This window comes from Gracilibacillus salinarum (genome assembly GCF_022919575.1).
GTDB lineage: Bacteria > Bacillota > Bacilli > Bacillales > Amphibacillaceae > Gracilibacillus > Gracilibacillus salinarum.
The window spans coordinates 261,501-280,132 of sequence record NZ_CP095071.1 but is presented as its reverse complement, the minus strand read 5'-3'; the positions used below and the strand labels follow the sequence as shown (position 1 = coordinate 280,132).

Sequence of the window (18,632 nt, the reverse complement as noted above, 5' to 3'; positions counted from 1 at the left end):
TTAAGGGTTACATGCTGCCTTAACTCTCAGCCTCCCTTTTTATCGTTTTAGATTTACTAATTCTTGTAATATTTCATCAGAAGTCGTAATAATTCGAGTATTTGCCTGAAAACCACGCTGTGCAGTAATCATTTCAGTAAATTCTTCTGACAAATCCACGTTAGACATTTCCAGCGCACCAGATACGATGGAGGCTGTACCGTCAGATTCCGGTTCAAAAAGGAAATTCCCTTCAGCATCTTCCATTCTTCCAGCGTTCACCGAATTTTGGAACATGTTAGAACCTGATTTATTTAAACCGCCTGGGTTAGAAAACTTTGCAACAAGAATTTGACCAGCCTCTTGTGTCTCACCATTCTCAATGTAGTTGACTACACCGTTACTTTGAATACTGAAGCTCTCTGCCGTATCAGGAATTTTGATTCTGGAGTTACCTTCAATCGGATTACCATCTGCATCTGTTCCATTTTGACCTAGTAAATATTGACCATTTGCATTTACGATGTAACCTTCGTTATCAAGATATAGATTTCCGGCTCTTGAATAACTAATATCCATTTCCTCTGTGTTAGCACCATCCACGTTCTCACCGGTTGCAAAAACGAACATTCCGTCACCTTCAAGCTGTAAATCTAATGGACGGCCCGTTGTCTGGCGGTTACCTTGTGTATGCACATTGTCAATTGACCCTAGCTGCACCCCTGTCCCTACTTGGGATGGGTTGATCCCACCTCTTATATTTGTCGGACCGCTTGCACCTGATACCGATTGACTCATCATATCCTGAAACGTAACACGACCTTTCTTATAACCAGTTGTGTTCACATTCGCGATGTTATTACCGATAACATCCAGTTTTGTTTGGAAACCTTTTAAACCTGAAATGCCTGAATACATTGATCTTAGCATGATAAAACTCCTTTTTAATGTTTAGTTGACGTCACTTCTGTCGGTCCGCGACGATTAAGCCTCTCTTCATTGAGTCCAGCTTATTCCATTATGATCGTGCCGTTTATATTCGTAAAAATCTTGCTTTTCAACTCTGCTTTTTCCATAGCAGTGATCACTGTCTTGTTACTCGCATTGACTACAAAAGCTGCCTCATCCGTGATGACGAGCGATTCTTTTACACCTTTTTGGTTTGCTTCTTGTAACTTACTTTCGATTTTGGTCCATTGTTCATTTGAGACTTCAATATTTCGTGCGTGCATGCGATCACGAGCATGCTTGCTAATTTGCATCGAATGCTGTTGGGACAAAACATCCTTAAATGAAACCGTTGCAGGTGTGGTTGGCGTATTTTTCTTACTTCCAGGTAAAATCGTGGGATGAAATGCATGAATCCTGTTGACCATAGAATCCCTCCCTACACTTCGGTCTGATCAGTATCGGTTTCATCTTCTGTATCAGTATCAGTTTCCGTATCACTGTCATTTTCTGTGCCAGCCTGTGAAATACGTAGAATTTCATCTGTATAAATTTTCTGGCCATTATCAAGCTCTATTACGGCAAAACCTTGTTGTTCTGAAATTGCCACGACTTGACTAGTTACGATTTCTTTCGGCTCTGCTATTTCTCCTGTTTCTTCATCTATACGGTAATACTCCACTTCTTCTCCAATTAAATGGCTATATTGAATCACAGGTGAAACAGATTGATTTATCACCAAAGACTCTATTGCACTAGACATATTCATCATTTGCTCCAACGAAGAAAAAGTAGCCATTTGCGATATAAACTCCTTATCTTCCATTGGATTTAGCGGATCCTGATTTTGCAGCTGTGTCATTAAAATTCTCAAGAATTCATCTTTTCCCAAACTGGAACTCGTGGTTCGTGTTTGTGTCTGGTTAGATAAATAATAATTGGAATCAATATTTGTCATTTTTTCACCTACACTTTCGCATCCATTAATAAATCCTTAAAATTGAGTGAATCTCGTTCATCATTTTCATGGGACTCCTGATTCTGACTGTTAGTATCTTGCTCTTGACCATCTTCATTTGACTGTTCCTGTTCTTGTGACCATGTAGACTCAGTGCTTGATGTCACCGTATCCTGTCGTTCGATGACAACCTGATTAGGTGAAAACATGTGACGCAATTGGTGCAAGTTCCCTTCAAGCAAGTCTTTGGCACTTTGAGACGCTACGATCATTTTGACTACCATTTCACCATTTACTTGTGTGAGTCGAACCGTTACATCCCCCAATGATTCAGGTTGCAGTCTCAGCATCAATTGATTCGTACCATTGGGCAGTTTCATAAAATTACTTTTCTGAATAGCTTGCTGAAATTGATCGAGTAATTGCTTCTGTGCTACTTGCTGATCATCACCTGTTTGCTGCACATGAATGACATATTGCTGTACCTTGGAACTAACCATTGGAGATGAAGCTTGCAAATCCACTCTGGTTGTTGACACTTCTTGTTTCATTGTGCCTTCATACTGCTCGATTGCATTTTGTATCCATTTCGCAAGATCATGCTGTGTCACCTGTTGAACTTGCCCATAATGTTTGTTTATCCCTTGACGATTCTGAAAATTTTTCAACAGTTTGTCCCAAACTTGAACAGACTCGCTCGATTCGTCTTTTTTTAGCATGGCTGTCAGGTTACTTTGGGTCGATTGATCCTGATTTGACCATTGTTTTAACAAATCGCTTAGCTGTCTATAATCTTGACTTGTTAATGATTGTTTTTGTAATTGAGCCAACATTTGTTCGGTAGATTTTACAATACTCTCTAAGCGCGCTTGGTGATCTGGGCTTTGCAGCAACTGAGAAACCGAATATGGTATGGATGTTTCTGCTGTTCCCGTCATTTTCCCTTCAGATGGCATCGATTGAATCAGCTGCTCCATTGTTTGCAAGAGTGCTAGATTTTCTGTTGCAACTTCCCCTTTATCGATTTGTTGCATGAGTTTATTCAACAGTTCTTCCAGCTCAGCCTGATCGAATGTCGACGGATTGTCTACATCATCCAAAAGATTATCTGGTAATACTTCTTGATCGTTTAATTGTTGAAGTAAATCCAGTAATGGTTGATTGAGATTTTGTCCCGTCTCTGACAATGATTCCGAATCATACTGAGCACCGGTTAGTAACTTTCGAAAATCCCCTGATTCCTGCAGCTTGTTTGTGGCGGGGGCTGATACAACAGTTTGTTGCAATGGAGCCTTTAGAATTTGCGAGACATTCAATTTTTCACCTCCCTTCAATTCGATCCGGAGAAATTACTGTGCAAGAAGTTCCGCTGAGTAAGCTGCTGCCGTCTCAGCTTCCATTTCAGAAAGTATTTCCGCTCGAACTTCCGCATCTAGCTGCTCCAATATCGGAATAACAGTTGCTTGCTCCATATTTGCTAAAATGTCAGCTGCATTCTTCGATTTCATTTCCTCAAACGTGACGGACATTTCCTGGAAAGCTTGATTATCATTATCTTCTGTTTCATTTTCATCGCTTGTTTGACTGAGCTGTTCATTTAACGAACTAACGGTTGCTTCTAACTCCTCTATCGTATCCGTCTTTGTCTGGACCTCTGCTTCAAGCCCTTCCATCTGTTCTTCTAACTGGGTGATGGTATCATCTTTAGCCGATAGTTGATTTTGGTGTAGCTCTTCTTGATCTGTAGTTACGGTGTCTTCCATGAAAGGAATTTTATTGACTGTATCTTTCGTGAATTTTGCGACGTTGACATCCATCGCGAACAGAATGACGAAAGTAACGATTACAGCAAAAAGTAAGGATACTACAATGACAATTAACCATTGAAACAGCCCTGGTTTTTTTTCTTTCGTTTTCATTGGATTAGTGGCCATCTTTTCACCTGCCCCTACTTTCTGTATACTGACGGATGGAGATTTCATCCATCATCATTGCTTCCTTGTGCTGTTCGAATTGTTGAAATTCCAATTGCTTATGCTCGATCAAATGATCCATCTTTTTCACTTCCATGTAGCGTACAGTTACTTGCTCCTGCTGTTCATTCATTTCCTTTCTCGCCTTATCCACCTTACGTTGCACCGATAAAATATTAGGAGCTAAAAAGTCCAGGTATTGCTGATAAGATTGTAACTGATCAATTTGAGATCGATCTGAGAGTGATGTTACGTATTGTGCTTCGATTCTTTCTTTCTTCTGTAATAATTCATATAATAGTTCTGCTTGTTTTTCGAAAGCTGCGACCGCTTCTTGTAATTTCTTCTGAGCTTCTTGTTTCTCGTTTTCTCTCAGCATTTTTATCTTTTCGTAACCCACATGTTGTTTCATTAGGAATGGCTCCTTCTGGCAATCTCTTCTAATTGCGTAATAGCAGTCTCATCATCACATTTATCATCCATATCCTGTTTCAATATGTTTAATATGCTAGGTTGTAACTGAATCGCTTGATCGACAACCGGATTCGATCCCCTTTTGTAGGCACCAATCTGAATCAGCTCTTCGTTGTCTTCATACCTGGCAAGAAGTGTGCGAATTTTTTGGACTACATCCAGTCTTTCTTTGGGAATGATTTGCGGCATGACTCTGCTGACAGATTTAAGTACATTGATCGCAGGGAATTGCCCTTTTTCAGCTAGACTTCGATCCAGTATAAAGTGACCGTCTAAAATCCCTCTCGTCGTATCTGCGATTGGTTCATTAAAATCATCTCCGTCTACCAGCACGGTATAAAAAGCTGTAATAGACCCGTTCATACTCGTACCTGTGCGTTCTAATAATGAAGGTAACATAGCAAATACCGAGGGTGTGTATCCTTTTGTGGTAGGCGGTTCACCAATCGCCAGTCCAATCTCTCGTTGAGCCATGGCTACCCTTGTTACCGAATCCATCATTAAATTCACTTCATAGCCTAAATCACGAAAATATTCACTAATAGCAGTTGCCGTATAAGCTCCTTTAATTCGCATTAGTGCCGATTGATCAGAGGTGGCCACAACTACTATCGATTTTTTTAAACCCTCTGGACCTAAATCTCGCTCAATAAATTCTTTCACTTCTCTCCCACGTTCACCGATCAGCGCAATTACATTAATATCTGCACTACTGTTACGGGCAATCATACCGAGCAATGTACTCTTTCCAACGCCACTTCCTGCGAAAATGCCGACCCGTTGTCCTTTGCCGACAGTCAACATGGCATCAATTGCTTTGACCCCAATTTGTAACGGAGATTTGATTCTCGGACGTTGAAGGGGATTGGGCGGCGCTTGTTCCGTCGGGAATAATTTCAACCCTTTGGGCAGATGCGACCCATCTAACATATGACCAGTTGAATCAAGAACTTTGCCAATCAGACCTCTGCCTATTTTAATCTGCAATGCATTTTTCGTTGCTTCTACCAAACAGCCTGCACCAATATTGTGAAGGGATGAATAAGGCATTAGCAAAACCTTCTCATCGTAGAATCCAATAACCTCTGCCTTAATTTTTTCGTCTTTTTTCTTGGTATGGATATAGCATACTTCACCAATTCTTGCTTCTGGACCTTTCGATTCGATAAGGAGTCCAACCACACGATCGACTTTTCCATATCGTTTATACGGATCCAAATGTTGAATTTCATTCAATATCATTTGTGTATTCACGTGTGATCTCCTCCACAACATACGAAAGCTGATTTCTTATTTCTTCCAGTTGGGTATCTACAGAAGCGTCTATTTTGCCGAAAGGTGTCTCAATCATGATTTGTTCACCAGCTAATATAGAAGATGGATAAATCATAAACTCGATATCTTTAATCAAAATAGCATTTAATTCTTCTTTGTATTCTTGTATGACAGGATAATATTGTGCAGAGACAAATAATGTCACAGCAGGATGCTCTTTGACCTGATCCATTAGCGACTTTGCGATTCCAACGAATTTCGCACGGTCTTCTTCCAGAGATTGTTGAATCACTTTCTCTGCTACTGCCAGCGACAAATGCAAAATGGTCTCATCACTTTCTGCAACAATTTTATGATATTCCTTATTAGCAGTCCGCAATACATCTTCCGCCTGATTAATTAGGGACTGAAATTGCGTCGTACTATCCTGTTTTCCTTGCTGAAACCCTTGTTGATACCCTTCTTGTTGCGCCTGTTCTATGTACTGTTGACGTTCTTCTTCCCAGTCGTTTCGGAGTTTGTCGATTTCTTGCTGTGCTGTCAGCTTTAGCCGTTCCGTGTGCTGTAATGTATCATTCAACTGGTGTTTTGCATCTGCTATTTGTTGAGTGATCGTTTCTTTTTCAGTCATAACCTCTTTTTGTTCTGAACGTGCAGCTGGTGACTCGACTTTACGCAGCTGGATTTGTCTCTTCGGCAAAGAATAATTAGACAATAATATCATCTCCTCCACCTCTGGCAATGACAATTTCGCCAACTTCCTCCAGTCGTCTGATCACTGCAACAATTCGTGATTGTGCTTCTTCTACATCACGTAATCGTACAGGTCCCATGAATTCCATCTCTTCTTTAAACGTCTCTACCATTCGAGTGGACATATTATTAAAGACAATTTCTTTCACTTCGTCACTTGCCACTTTAAGCGATAATCGCAGATCATCATTCTCGACTTCCCGGATAACCCGCTGAATCGCTCTGTTATCTAATGTCACGATATCTTCAAATACAAACATCCGTTTCTTAATCTCATCTGCTAACTCAGGATCATCAATTTCCAACGTATCCAGGATTGTTCGTTCAGTACTTCGATCGACACCATTCAGTACTTCCACTACAGATTGAATACCACCAGTCTGTGTATAATCCTGTGATACAGTAGTAGACAGCTTTCGTTCCAATATCTGTTCGACTTCTGCTATAATTTCGGGCGAGGTTGAGTCCATAACTGCAATTCGTTTTGCAATATCTGCCTGCATCTCTTGCGGTAATTCTGATAAAATTTGTGCAGATTGTTCCGAATCCAGATAAGATAAGACAAGCGCAATCGTTTGCGGGTGCTCGTTTTGAATAAAATTAATGATTTGTCCTGGCTCAGCTTTTCTGGCAAAATCAAATGGTTTCACTTGCAAGGAAGAGGTTAATCGCTTAATAATATCATCTGCTTTTTCCTCTCCTAATGCTTTTTCTAAAACAGTCTTTGCGTAACTGATTCCTCCTTGAGAAATATAATCCTGCGCCATTGCGATTTCGTGAAATTGTTCGAGTATTTCTTCCTTTTGATTGCCATCCACTTTCTTTACAGACGAAATTTCCAACGTTAACTTTTCAATTTCTTCCGGCGTCAGATGTTTATATACTTGAGCAGAAACATCAGGACCTAGAGAGATTAATAAAATAGCTGCTTTCTGTTTACCTGTTAATATTTGTCTTTTTGCCATTGTTACTAACCCCCTTTAATCCTCTGAAATCCAACTGCGCAACAGTTTGGCAAATTCTTCAGGTTTATCTGCTGCGTATTTCTCTAATTGCTTCCGTCTTACGGTATTATCGGAATCCTCAGCTTGCATAATTGGCGGGATCTCCTGCTCTTCATAACTCGTCGTTTCCATTTCTTCTATAATATCCTCTTCTGTTCGATTTCTTCGAAGCATCCAAATAAGTACGATAATCGCTAAGATTAACAAACCACCCACTATGTACACCCACATCGGTATTGCTGGCGTAACAGCAGGAGTGGAAATCGTATCCGTTCCCTCAAATGGTTGAAAAACGATAGAGACTTTTTCATTTGGCGTTACTTCACCATAAGATTTATCTATCGAAGTTGCGATAATAGAATCCAATATAGAAGCGACACTTTCTTCAACGTTCGCCTGCTCCTGTGCAGAAAGCAATTCTGTTTCACCATTTTCATTCAGCCTTGAATTATCGATCGCTACTTGAATACCTAGATCTCTAACTTTATAAGGACTTTCAACGATATCTTTCTTAATCCGGTTAAATTCATTATTTACTGATTCCTTCACCAATTCATAATCGCCGACATTTCCTTCTGTATCAGCTGGATAATTGGCAATTTCACCATCTTCTACACCAGCAGCACTGTCTTCAGGCTGTGCACCAGTGAACGATTCCGTAATCGTTTCGACACTGACAGGTAAGGAGTCATTTTCTTCATCAACTGGTTCCACAATTTCTTCTACTCTTTGCTCTTGTGTGAAATCAATATCCGTCGTAACAGATATAGCTACTTTGTTCATTCCGATCATCGATCCGAGCATTTTCTTTACATTACGCTCAATATCCGATTCAATATTTGTTTTGATTTGCTGTTGCGATGTATATGTATTGCTATTATCAAATGAATTTTCATTATTTAAATCAAAATACTCAAAATGTTGGTTCATAATGACGATATTATCATTAGAGAGATTCGGTACTGATTTTGATACTAAATTATATAATGCATTAATCTCACTTGGTTCGAATTGATAGCCAGCAGCTGTCTGTATGACAATAGATGCAGAAGAAGCCTCTTGTTGATCGCTGATAAACACCGGATCTTCCGGAATGTTCAACTTCACTTCTGCCCCATCTATTCCTTCTATCTGTGTGATTAAATTAGCTAATTCCGTTTGCATAGCGTCAAGTTTCATTACTTCGAATTCATTATCCGTCACACCGAACGAACTATTTTCTGCAAAAAATGAATAGTCTATGCTGCCACTATCAGGTATTCCTTGAGCAGCAAGGTCCACTAGCAGTGAATCTGCTGCAGACTCAGGCACTTTCACACCTGTTCCGGATTCTGTAATCTCGTAATTTACACTACGCGCATCCAATTCTTCGGTAATTTGACCGACTTCTTGCAGTGACAAATCACTGTATAACGATACCATGCCATTTTGAGAAGAAGTCCAGAACGTTGCTAATATGACAGCCGCTAACAACAAACCGATTACACCAAAAAGTAGCCCTTTTTGTTTTTTGGATATGGAACTGTAAAAGCTAACCGCTTTTTCCTTGTATTGTTTCAATTTCTCGTTCATTTTTTGCCCCCAAAAATCATTACTTGCATACTACTTCTTGTTACACTTGCATTCTCATCACTTCGTTGTATGCATCGACTACTTTTTTCTGAACTTGCACACCTGTTTGCAACATAATACTTGCTTTTTGTGCTGTAATCATTACATCATGCAAATCATCAATTTCACCACTTGCCAGCGCTTGTGTCTTTTCGTCAGATTCTACCTGTGCCTGATTAATACTTTCGACTGCTTGTTTTAAATTATCTGCAAAATTTTGATGTGACTGACCAACTGTTTGCGTTGACTGTTTTGATGTTTGAATAGCGTTAGATTGGATATTTTCTAATGAATAGATATTCAAGCGATTTCACTCCTACACGATATTATTTACCTATTTCCAGTGCCTTCATCAGCATCGTTTTGGATGCATTAAGTGCTGTGACATTAGCTTCATAGGACCTGGTTGCACTCATCATATCAACCATTTCCTGCAAAGGATCCACATTAGGCACTTCAACGTAGCCATCATCATTCGCATCAGGATGATTCGGATTATACACTAGCTGAAAAGGCTCATCATCTTCTTCAATGTCTGATACTTTCACCCCACTACCCGTGTTACTCGAACCTGCCGTAGCCTGGTTGAGGACAGAAGAAAAGCTTTGCCCTTTGGAACTAAAGACCGTCATCTTTCTTCGATATGGTTCATATTCACCATTCTCATTTACGGTAGCTCGTGTTGTATCTGCGTTAGCAATATTAGAGGAAATCGTGTCCATTCGAAGACGTTGGGCTGTTAAACCACTGCCACTTGTATTAATCGCATTAAAAATTGACATCGTTAATTTCCTCCTCTAATAACACTTTGTAAACTGGAAAATTTTCCATTAATCCGATCAACTAGTGCCTGATAGTAAATTTGATTCTTAGCCAAGTCTGTCATCTCTTTATCTACATCAACATTGTTGCCATTGTGGTTATATGTGGAACCCGTATTTGTTGTGACACGAACAGCTGATGATTCTGTCGAAAAATCAAGGTGTCTCGCATCCGTCCTGGTCGTTTTAAACCCTTTAGACAACTCTTCGTTAAGTACATTGTTGAATTGTACACTTTTAGCTTTATAGTTTGGAGTATCGACGTTAGCGATATTATTGGCTATCGTCTGGTTTTTGACTGAAGCATATTGCAACGAATTCTCTAATGATTGGATAGTTCCTCCAAATAAAGACATAAAAAAATCCTCCACTTTTTTAATATAAACCGTCATAAAAATGAATTTCCTATCGAATATTGTAAAATAATTTAGGTGAAGTGTCTATGACTTATCGTCATATTCTGACTAAAGTAGTGTAATATTTTTTCAAAAATAGTTCAAAAGAATCACTTTTATTTTGATTCCACAGTATAATAATCACCAATCGTGACTATCGAATTATTGGTTATTAGTAATAAAATAACAGAAAATTCACATAAAAAAAGTTCCTCACAATCAAATGTGAGGAACTTTTTACTTATTAATTTACATAGAATTAACATAGATCTCCTAAATTGATTACAAAAGAACTACATCTTCTTACATTTATCACCAATAATGGATTTAGCTTAGATATGATAATGCTTTAACTCACGTAAGAATTTATCATTCAATACCTTAATATAAGTACCCTTCATCCCTAACGATCTTGATTCAATTACACCAGCACTCTCCAGCTTCCGAAGTGCGTTGACAATAACAGATCGTGTAATACCGACTCTGTCCGCGATCTTACTAGCCACAAGTAGTCCTTCGATACCATTTAACTCTTCAAAGATATGCTCAATTGCTTCTAATTCACTATATGAAAGCGAGCTGATTGCCATTTGTACGACAGCTTTACTACGGGCCTCTTCTTCAATTTCTTCTGTTTTTTCATGAAGGATTTCCATGCCGACTACCGTTGCACCATATTCTGCTAAAATCAAATCATCATCATTGAAACTATCTGACAAGCGACTTAGGATCAATGTACCTAAACGTTGTCCGCCACCGATGATTGGCACAATCGTTGTTAAACCACTCTGAAATAACTCATAGTTCTCTACTGGAAATGCGGTGTATTCACTTTCGATATCCAGATTTGTAGTTGTAGCGGTGATATTAAATAAATTATCGGTATATGTTTCCGGAAATTGCCGTTCTTCCAGCATTTTCTTCATTCGTTCATTTTCGATTTGCTGATTAATCGCAAATCCTAATAATTTCCCTTTTCTGCTGACAATAAAAATATTGGCTCCGATCACGTCACGTAATGTTTTGGACATGTCAGTAAAGTCAACGGATTTCCCCTTTGTCTTTTGGAGCATGGCATTAATTTTTCTTGTTTTATCTAATAGTTCCATCTTTATTTCACCATCCATTTGTTATAGAATAAATTGACTTAAGTCTTTGTTCGTCGCAATCGATTTTAATTTCTCATTTACATAGTTTTCTGTAATTTCTACATTTCCTATTCCTATGTCTGAGGCTTCGTAGGATAATTCCTCTAATAGCTTCTCTAAAATAGTGTGTAATCTCCTCGCACCGATATTATCCGTTTCCTGATTAACCTGATAAGCTATTTCTGCTAACCGGTTGATTGCTTCCTCTGTGAAGGTAATCGAAATGCCTTCTGTCTCGAGCAATGCTTTATATTGCTTGATTAAAGCATTGGACGGTTCTTCCAATATTCGTTTGAAATCTGCTACAGTCAATTTATCGAATTCAACCCGAATGGGGAAACGTCCCTGTAACTCCGGAATCAAATCAGAAGGCTTTGCCATGTGAAAAGCACCTGCTGCAATGAAAAGCATATGATCAGTTTTGACCGGACCGTACTTGGTCACAATCGATGAACCTTCTACGATTGGCAGAATGTCACGTTGTACCCCTTCGCGTGAGACATTGGCTGATTGCTCTTGCTTCACTGCAATCTTGTCCATTTCATCGATGAATATAATACCAGTTTGTTCCGCTCGTTCGACTGCTTGCTGTGTGACGTAATCCATATCTATTAATTTCTGTGCTTCTTGTTGTGTTAGTACTTTTCTAGCATCTTTTACTGCCAATGTACGTTTCTTCTTCTTTTTCGGAAATAGCTGTCCAAAAGCATCTTGCATGTTCATGCCCATTTGTTCCATTCCTGAACCTTGAAGCATATCAAACATATTAGCCGATTGTTCTTCGACTTCAATGGTTACCATGCGATCTTCTAATTCTCCTAATTCCAGCATTTTTTTCGTTTGTTGCCGTTGTTGCCTAATACTGTCGGATTCCGAGTAGCTATCACTTGCTTCTTGTTGCTCTTCATTTTGATTCGCATTCATAAAGAAGTCAAATGGATTTTTTGAATTATTTGATTTCTTTTTCGACGGAACCAGCAATTCTACTATTCGTTTATTAGCTTGTTTTTCCGCTTTATCCTGCACCTCTGCCATTGCTTCTTCCTTTACCATTCGAACAGCCGTTTCAACAAGATCCCGTACCATTGATTCGACATCACGACCAACGTAACCGACCTCTGTATATTTCGTAGCTTCAATTTTAATAAAAGGGGCACCAACTAATTTAGCTAACCTCCTGGCAACCTCTGTCTTCCCAACTCCAGTTGGACCAATCATCAAAATATTTTTCGGTACAATTTCATGACGTAATGCCTCCGGAAGCTGCATTCGTCGATATCGATTCCGCAAAGCGACTGCTACTGCTTTTTTGGCATCTGTCTGACCAATTATGTATTCATTTAATTTTTCTACAATTTGTTTTGGTGTAAAGTCGATAGACATGTCCTTCACCCTTCCTTATACAAGTTCTTCGAGAATTAACTGATCGTTGGTAAACACACAAATCTCACCTGCAATTTCCAAAGATGCTCTTGCAATATCTTTCGCTTCCATTTCTGAGGCATGGCGTTTCAAAGCTCTTCCGGCACTAAGTGCATAATGTCCGCCCGAACCAATCGCAAGGATTCCATCGTCAGGTTCGATGACTTCACCTGTACCTGATACTAGTAATAATTCATCCTTATTCATTACTATCAGCATCGCTTCTAACTTCCGTAAGTATTTATCATTTCGCCAGTCTTTCGCCAATTCTACGGCTGCTCTTGATAAATTTCCATCATGTGTTTCTAATTTGGTCTCGAAGCTCTCAAAAAGCGTAAATGCGTCAGCAACTGATCCAGCAAAACCTGCTAATACCTGGTCACGATATAACCGTCTTACTTTCTTTGCTGTGTGCTTCATAACTACCTGATTGCCGAATGTCACCTGACCGTCACCACACATCGCAGACTTACCATTGTGCTGTATAGCAAATATCGTTGTTGCATGAAAAGTACTCATTCTCATTCCTCCTATCGTTTTGCTCGTGGATGGGTACCCCTGTATACGTGATTTAAGCGGTCCTTTGAGACGTGTGTATAGATTTGCGTAGAAGATAGGTGAGCATGTCCTAACAGCTCTTGTACCGCCCTTAAATCCGCTCCATTATCAAGTAAATGAGTAGCGAAGCTATGTCTCAACTTATGGGGGTGAATATGTAACGTCATGGCGGAGTCTTCCACCAGGCTATTTATAATCATCCGGATACCTCTTGTTGTTAACGGATTACCACGCGCATTTAGAAAAAGATAATTTCCCGACTGACTCTTTTGTGATATAAGTTGATGTCGACTTTCTAATAAGTAGGTTTGAATAGCTCGTATCGCGAAACCTCCTAAAGGAACATATCTTTCCTTATTCCCTTTTCCTTGTACAAAAATCGTCTGTAATTCAAAATCAATATCTTCTACCCTAATCTTTACACATTCACTGACTCGGATACCTGTACCGTATAGCAATTCCAGGATCGCCATATTCCGTTGTCCTAACGCAGTCGATGTATCGATCGATTCAAACAAAACATCGATTTCTTCGAGATACATAAACTCAGGAATAGTATAGTCACCTTTAGGTAATTGTAAATGTACAAATGGATTCTCCTTAACGATATGCTCTCTTACTAAAAATTTATAAAAGGAGCGCAAGGAAGAAATATACCTGTTAACTGACCTTTTTGATAAATCACGTGAGTATAATGTAGTTAAAAAAGTACGAATCACACCATAATCTACATCAAGCAAAGAACTAAGACTTTGTTCTTTTAAAAATGTAAAAAAGACGGATATATCCTGTTCATAAGCTTCTATCGTTAATTTTGTTGCATTTTTTTCGATTTTTAAATAATCAACATACAATAACCAGCTTTTATAAAAATTCATAGATCACCTCTAAATGCGTTAAAATATTAACACAATAGCATAGAGTCTGCAATTATGTTTGCAAAATTGTCACTACTTTCTTCAATATTACATTGTTTCCCTTGTTGACAGTGCTTTAAACCATCCCATAGTGACCCTTTCTTTCATCTTAACATTAATTGCTTCCTTATAGAAAAGAAAAAGTGAAGCCTACTGTGTTTCAAGCAAGCTCCACTCCTGTCAGCCTTGTTCTTCTTCTTTATAATCACATGATGAACATTGGACCTGAACCTTTTTCTTCGATCTCTTCTCGACTAGCATTTGATCACATTTTGGACAACTTCTGCCTACTGGCTTATCCCAAGAAAGAAAGTCACAATCGGGATAGTTATCACAGCCATAGAAGATTCTTCTTTTCTTTGATTTTCTTTCAACGATGTTTCCATCTTTACATTTCGGACAATTAACACCAATTTCTTTTAAGATTGGCTTCGTATTACGGCAGTCAGGAAAGTTCGAGCAAGCAAGGAATTTTCCGTATCTTCCCATTTTATAAACCATTTCATGACCACATTTCTCGCAATCAATTCCCGCTGGTTCATCACGAATCTCGACTTTTTCCATTTCTTCATCCGCTGTTTCAAGGCGTTTTTTAAAGCCTTGATAAAATTGATCGATGATGTTTACCCATTTAGTTTTTCCATCTTCGATCGCATCCAAATCGCCTTCCATCTTCACCGTAAATGCTACATCAATAATCTCAGGGAAGAACTCTTCCATAATCGTATTGACCATCTCACCAAGTTCAGTCGGAACAAAGCGTCGGCTATCCAAAGCTACATAACCGCGTCGTTGTATCGTATCCAATGTCGGGGCATAAGTTGATGGACGACCAATACCTTCCTCTTCCATTGTTTTGACCAATCTTGCTTCTGTATAACGGGGTGGCGGCTGGGTAAAATGCTGTTGCGGCTTCATTTCTTCAGAATTAACTGTTTCGCCTTCTTTTAATTCGGGCAGCCATTTATCCTTTTGCTTATTAGGATCATCAGAGCTCTCCGTATATACTTTCATAAACCCTTTAAATTTTATTTTTGAGCCATTTGCTCTGAACTCCACTCCCTGGTTGGTTAAATGGACAGTCATGGTATCCATTACAGCAGGTGCCATTTGGCTTGCTATAAATCGTTCCCAGATTAATTTATAGAGCTTAAATTGATCCCTTGACAGAATGGTTTTCAAGGATTCCGGATCACGCATTGCATTGGTTGGGCGAATTGCTTCATGGGCATCCTGTGCTCCTTCTGCATTTTTAGATTTAGCGCTGTATCCATTAAATTCCTTCCCATAATTACTGGTAATAAAATCCTTGGCCTGGGCTTTTGCCGTATCCGAAATTCGCGTCGAATCTGTACGCATATAGGTAATTAAACCGGTAATACCGCCTTCACGTTTACCCAAGTCAATTCCTTCATATAATTGCTGAGCAACCATCATTGTCTTTCGAGCTCTAAAATTTAATTTTCTTGCAGCTTCCTGCTGTAAACTGGAAGTAGTAAATGACGGAGATGGATTCCGTTTTCTTTCTCGTTTATTTACTTTATCAACAAGAAAATCTTTTCCCTTCATCGTATTTAAAATCGCATCGACATCTTCTCTCGAATGCAGTGCTTGCTTTTTGCCACCTTGGCCATAAAAGCTGCCTTCGAATTTTTGTCTGCCTTTTTTAAAGCTAGATTCAATACTCCAATACTCTTCAGGCTTAAAGTTTTTAATTTCGTTCTCGCGGTCAATGATCATTTTAACAGCCACAGACTGCACACGACCCGCACTTAAACCTTTTTTGACTTTTTGCCATAATAACGGACTAATATTATAACCAACTAATCTATCTAAAATTCTTCTCGCTTGTTGCGCATCTACCAAATCCATGTTTATGGTTCTCGGATGCTTAAATGAATCTTTTACTGCATCTTTAGTGATTTCATTAAATACTACGCGGCATTTGGAGTCCAGTTCAATGTTTAAACTATGTGCTAAATGCCAGGCAATCGCTTCCCCTTCGCGATCCGGATCGGCTGCCAGAAATACTTGATCTGCTTTTTTGGCAGCTGTTTTTAATTCTTTTAAGACGGGACCTTTCCCTCTAATTGTAATGTATTTGGGTTCAAAGTTATCTTCCTCATGTACGCCCATTTGACTTTTAGGTAAATCACGAACATGGCCCATTGATGCTCTTACTTTATATTTTTTTCCCAGATATCTTTCTATAGTTTTGGCTTTTGCCGGTGATTCAACGATTACTAGATATTGTGCCATTATTGTTACACCCTCCCGAGAGGCAAAATCAATTCAAATTATTTCATTCAATATTTTTTCTTTATAGAGCGTGTTCAAAAAGCGCATTATCCAAAACTCCACGTCATTTGCATGTATACGTATAAAAGAAACAGCATGCTTTGTGGAAGCTCAAGGACATTATTCCCGCATTTTTTGAACATCGTCTTTCAGATATGATAAATCTTCCCTATTATTAAATACTTTGTTAGGGTTTGTCAATCAAAGCAGTAGAAAAAATGTATAAATTTAGTTTATTTATGTCTGAACAGCGAGTTGATTAGCATGCCATTCCTCTAGAATATCTTCACTTTTTTGAACTAATTTGGCGCCGTCTTTGATCAGCTGATGGCAGCCTGCACTTGTGTCAGAAAGAATATTTCCCGGAACAGCAAACACCTCTTTTCCTTGTTCTAATGCCTGATCGACTGTTATCAGACTTCCACTCTTTTCTTTTGCTTCGATTACTAGCGTTCCGAAACTAAGCCCGCTAATAATGCGGTTCCGTTCTGGAAAATGATATTTTTTTGGCGGTTTGTCTGGCGGATATTCCGTCATTACTAGGTTATCTTGAATAATTTGTTGATATAAATGTTGATGTTGAGATGGATATATGTGATAAAATCCACTTCCTAATACCGCAATGGTTCGACAACGATTTGCCAAGGCGATTTCATGTGCATAGCCATCTATACCTAGTGCCATACCGCTTGTAAATAGGAAATTTTCTTGTAACAGTGGGGGCAAAATAGTGTTCATTACCGATCGGGCTGTTTGGGAAGGAAAACGTGTACCTATGACACTGAGATTGGGGGAATAACTTAAAATATCTAGATTTCCTTGTAAGTACAAGACAAATGGAGGATCAGGAATCTTTAATAAATGAGCAGGATAACGTTCGTTTAAAATGGTCAGGATATGATATTCCTCTGAAAATTGGACAATCTTTCGCTTCACAGCTTCAAGATGCAATGAATCGACAATAATTGAAGCTTTTTTATCGGTTAGATTGAATAAAGATTTCCAATCTTGTTTGTCCCAATCATAGAGTTGTGTTAATTCAGGATCATGCTGCATCACGCGTGCAAGGAGCCTCCGGTTCGAACCGACGATATAGTGCAAATGAATCAGGCGCCATTCTTTTTTATCCATATACATCCATCCTTTAGATAGTAAATAAGCTGAGACTTACATCTCAGCTTATTTAACTTATTTAGTGTGTTTTACATTTGTCATATAGACCTTTATCTGTTAAAACTTTAATTAACGTTTCACCCATAACAGATGGTGTCTCCGCCACTTCAATACCACATGCATTCAATGTTTTGATTTTTTCTTCTGCTGTCCCTTTTCCACCAGAAATAATCGCACCGGCATGGCCCATACGTTTTCCTGGAGGTGCAGTTGCACCGCCAATAAAGCCTACAACAGGTTTCGTCATATTTGCTTTTACCCATTCAGCAGCTTCTTCTTCCGCAGTACCACCGATTTCACCAATCATCATAACAGCTTCTGTATCCGGATCTTCGTTAAACGCTTTTAACGAATCAATGAAATTCGTTCCGTTAACTGGGTCACCACCAATACCAACTGCTGTAGATTGGCCAAAACCTTTTTCAGACAACTGATGAACAGCTTCATATGTTAAGGTACCAGAGCGGGAAACAACACCAATATGACCTTTCTTATGAATGTAACCTGGCATAATACCAATCTTACATTCTTCTGGAGTAATAACACCTGGACAGTTCGGTCCTACTAATCTTGTTTTCTTACCTTCCATATAACGTTTTACTTTTACCATATCCATTACAGGAATATGCTCTGTGATACAAATTACAAGGTCCAACTCAGCATCTACTGCTTCGAAGATTGCATCTGCAGCAAATGGAGCAGGTACATAAATGACGGATGCATTCGCACCTGTCTGATCAACAGCTTCTGCAACTGTATTAAATACAGGTACACCTTCCACTTCTGTACCGCCTTTTTTCGGTGTTACCCCACCAACAATTTTTGTACCATATTCAATCATTTGTTTCGTATGGAAAAGTGCTGTTGAACCAGTAATACCTTGAACAAGCACTTTTGTATCTTTATTGATAAAAACACTCATGTG

Annotated in this window: 20 protein-coding genes; all 20 read right to left on the bottom strand. The window is 39.0% G+C overall.

Annotated elements, in window-relative coordinates:
- Window positions 1–39: 39 nt before the first annotated feature.
- On the bottom strand, window positions 40–909 hold the full coding sequence (gene flgG / locus MUN87_RS01355; protein WP_244745596.1) for a flagellar basal body rod protein FlgG: 870 nt from the start codon (window positions 907–909) through the stop codon (window positions 40–42).
- Between the two features lie 80 nt (window positions 910–989).
- A complete protein-coding gene (locus MUN87_RS01350; RefSeq protein WP_244745594.1) occupies window positions 990–1,355 on the bottom strand; it encodes a TIGR02530 family flagellar biosynthesis protein in 366 nt (121 codons plus the stop codon).
- Window positions 1,356–1,366: 11 nt separating this feature from the next.
- Window positions 1,367–1,885 (bottom strand): flagellar hook assembly protein FlgD, encoded by a 519-nt coding sequence (gene flgD / locus MUN87_RS01345; RefSeq protein ID WP_244745592.1) that lies wholly within the window; start codon window positions 1,883–1,885, stop codon window positions 1,367–1,369.
- A gap of 8 nt (window positions 1,886–1,893) precedes the next feature.
- A complete protein-coding gene (locus MUN87_RS01340) occupies window positions 1,894–3,201 on the bottom strand; it encodes a flagellar hook-length control protein FliK (RefSeq protein WP_244745584.1) in 1,308 nt (435 codons plus the stop codon).
- 33 nt (window positions 3,202–3,234) lie between these two features.
- Complete coding sequence (locus tag MUN87_RS01335) at window positions 3,235–3,867, bottom strand: MotE family protein (protein WP_244745571.1); 633 nt, start codon at window positions 3,865–3,867, stop codon at window positions 3,235–3,237.
- Window positions 3,824–4,270: a flagellar export protein FliJ gene (fliJ, locus tag MUN87_RS01330; protein WP_244745569.1), complete on the bottom strand. Its 447-nt coding sequence runs from the start codon at window positions 4,268–4,270 to the stop codon at window positions 3,824–3,826. Before fliJ ends, MUN87_RS01335 begins: the two co-directional genes overlap by 44 nt.
- Window positions 4,270–5,586 carry a flagellar protein export ATPase FliI gene (fliI, locus tag MUN87_RS01325; RefSeq protein WP_244745552.1) on the bottom strand — a complete coding sequence of 439 codons (1,317 nt, stop codon included), beginning with the start codon at window positions 5,584–5,586 and terminating at the stop codon, window positions 4,270–4,272. Before fliI ends, fliJ begins: the two co-directional genes overlap by 1 nt.
- Window positions 5,561–6,322 (bottom strand): flagellar assembly protein FliH, encoded by a 762-nt coding sequence (fliH, locus tag MUN87_RS01320; protein WP_244745544.1) that lies wholly within the window; start codon window positions 6,320–6,322, stop codon window positions 5,561–5,563. Before fliH ends, fliI begins: the two co-directional genes overlap by 26 nt.
- Window positions 6,315–7,325, bottom strand: a complete 1,011-nt coding sequence (fliG, locus tag MUN87_RS01315; RefSeq protein WP_244745542.1) for a flagellar motor switch protein FliG — start codon at window positions 7,323–7,325, stop codon at window positions 6,315–6,317. The genes fliH and fliG overlap by 8 nt, the downstream gene beginning before the upstream one ends.
- Window positions 7,326–7,340: 15 nt before the next feature.
- The gene (gene fliF / locus MUN87_RS01310) at window positions 7,341–8,936 is read right to left on the bottom strand and encodes a flagellar basal-body MS-ring/collar protein FliF (protein WP_244745524.1); all 1,596 of its coding nucleotides are present in this window, start codon (window positions 8,934–8,936) and stop codon (window positions 7,341–7,343) included.
- Window positions 8,937–8,976: 40 nt separating this feature from the next.
- A complete protein-coding gene (fliE, locus tag MUN87_RS01305) occupies window positions 8,977–9,279 on the bottom strand; it encodes a flagellar hook-basal body complex protein FliE (protein WP_244745522.1) in 303 nt (100 codons plus the stop codon).
- A gap of 22 nt (window positions 9,280–9,301) precedes the next feature.
- The gene (gene flgC, locus MUN87_RS01300; RefSeq protein ID WP_244745521.1) at window positions 9,302–9,757 is read right to left on the bottom strand and encodes a flagellar basal body rod protein FlgC; all 456 of its coding nucleotides are present in this window, start codon (window positions 9,755–9,757) and stop codon (window positions 9,302–9,304) included.
- Between the two features lie 2 nt (window positions 9,758–9,759).
- Entirely contained in the window at window positions 9,760–10,152 is a 393-nt protein-coding gene (gene flgB / locus MUN87_RS01295) for a flagellar basal body rod protein FlgB (RefSeq protein ID WP_244745513.1), read from the bottom strand.
- 371 nt (window positions 10,153–10,523) lie between these two features.
- On the bottom strand, window positions 10,524–11,300 hold the full coding sequence (codY, locus tag MUN87_RS01290; RefSeq protein WP_244745512.1) for a GTP-sensing pleiotropic transcriptional regulator CodY: 777 nt from the start codon (window positions 11,298–11,300) through the stop codon (window positions 10,524–10,526).
- Window positions 11,301–11,321: 21 nt separating this feature from the next.
- Entirely contained in the window at window positions 11,322–12,722 is a 1,401-nt protein-coding gene (hslU, locus tag MUN87_RS01285) for an ATP-dependent protease ATPase subunit HslU (RefSeq protein ID WP_244745498.1), read from the bottom strand.
- 15 nt (window positions 12,723–12,737) lie between these two features.
- Complete coding sequence (hslV, locus tag MUN87_RS01280) at window positions 12,738–13,280, bottom strand: ATP-dependent protease subunit HslV (protein ID WP_244745490.1); 543 nt, start codon at window positions 13,278–13,280, stop codon at window positions 12,738–12,740.
- An 11-nt stretch (window positions 13,281–13,291) separates the two neighbouring features.
- The gene (gene xerC / locus MUN87_RS01275) at window positions 13,292–14,197 is read right to left on the bottom strand and encodes a tyrosine recombinase XerC (protein ID WP_244745488.1); all 906 of its coding nucleotides are present in this window, start codon (window positions 14,195–14,197) and stop codon (window positions 13,292–13,294) included.
- A gap of 219 nt (window positions 14,198–14,416) precedes the next feature.
- The gene (topA, locus tag MUN87_RS01270) at window positions 14,417–16,495 is read right to left on the bottom strand and encodes a type I DNA topoisomerase (protein ID WP_244745480.1); all 2,079 of its coding nucleotides are present in this window, start codon (window positions 16,493–16,495) and stop codon (window positions 14,417–14,419) included.
- Window positions 16,496–16,771: 276 nt separating this feature from the next.
- Window positions 16,772–17,665: a DNA-processing protein DprA gene (gene dprA / locus MUN87_RS01265; RefSeq protein WP_244745471.1), complete on the bottom strand. Its 894-nt coding sequence runs from the start codon at window positions 17,663–17,665 to the stop codon at window positions 16,772–16,774.
- 61 nt (window positions 17,666–17,726) lie between these two features.
- The gene (sucD, locus tag MUN87_RS01260) at window positions 17,727–18,629 is read right to left on the bottom strand and encodes a succinate--CoA ligase subunit alpha (protein WP_244745459.1); all 903 of its coding nucleotides are present in this window, start codon (window positions 18,627–18,629) and stop codon (window positions 17,727–17,729) included.
- Window positions 18,630–18,632 lie beyond the last annotated feature (3 nt).

Coding starts and splice junctions, on each gene's coding strand:
- flgG (WP_244745596.1), bottom strand. CDS start 909: ATGCTAAGATCAATGTATTCAGGCATTTCAGGTTTAAAAGGTTTCCAA.
- MUN87_RS01350 (WP_244745594.1), bottom strand. CDS start 1,355: ATGGTCAACAGGATTCATGCATTTCATCCCACGATTTTACCTGGAAGT.
- flgD (WP_244745592.1), bottom strand. CDS start 1,885: ATGACAAATATTGATTCCAATTATTATTTATCTAACCAGACACAAACA.
- MUN87_RS01335 (WP_244745571.1), bottom strand. CDS start 3,867: ATGAAATCTCCATCCGTCAGTATACAGAAAGTAGGGGCAGGTGAAAAG.
- fliJ (WP_244745569.1), bottom strand. CDS start 4,270: ATGAAACAACATGTGGGTTACGAAAAGATAAAAATGCTGAGAGAAAAC.
- fliG (WP_244745542.1), bottom strand. CDS start 7,325: ATGGCAAAAAGACAAATATTAACAGGTAAACAGAAAGCAGCTATTTTA.
- fliF (WP_244745524.1), bottom strand. CDS start 8,936: ATGAACGAGAAATTGAAACAATACAAGGAAAAAGCGGTTAGCTTTTAC.
- flgC (WP_244745521.1), bottom strand. CDS start 9,757: ATGTCAATTTTTAATGCGATTAATACAAGTGGCAGTGGTTTAACAGCC.
- flgB (WP_244745513.1), bottom strand. CDS start 10,152: ATGTCTTTATTTGGAGGAACTATCCAATCATTAGAGAATTCGTTGCAA.
- codY (WP_244745512.1), bottom strand. CDS start 11,300: ATGGAACTATTAGATAAAACAAGAAAAATTAATGCCATGCTCCAAAAG.
- hslU (WP_244745498.1), bottom strand. CDS start 12,722: ATGTCTATCGACTTTACACCAAAACAAATTGTAGAAAAATTAAATGAA.
- hslV (WP_244745490.1), bottom strand. CDS start 13,280: ATGAGTACTTTTCATGCAACAACGATATTTGCTATACAGCACAATGGT.
- xerC (WP_244745488.1), bottom strand. CDS start 14,197: ATGAATTTTTATAAAAGCTGGTTATTGTATGTTGATTATTTAAAAATC.
- topA (WP_244745480.1), bottom strand. CDS start 16,495: ATGGCACAATATCTAGTAATCGTTGAATCACCGGCAAAAGCCAAAACT.
- dprA (WP_244745471.1), bottom strand. CDS start 17,665: ATGGATAAAAAAGAATGGCGCCTGATTCATTTGCACTATATCGTCGGT.
- sucD (WP_244745459.1), bottom strand. CDS start 18,629: ATGAGTGTTTTTATCAATAAAGATACAAAAGTGCTTGTTCAAGGTATT.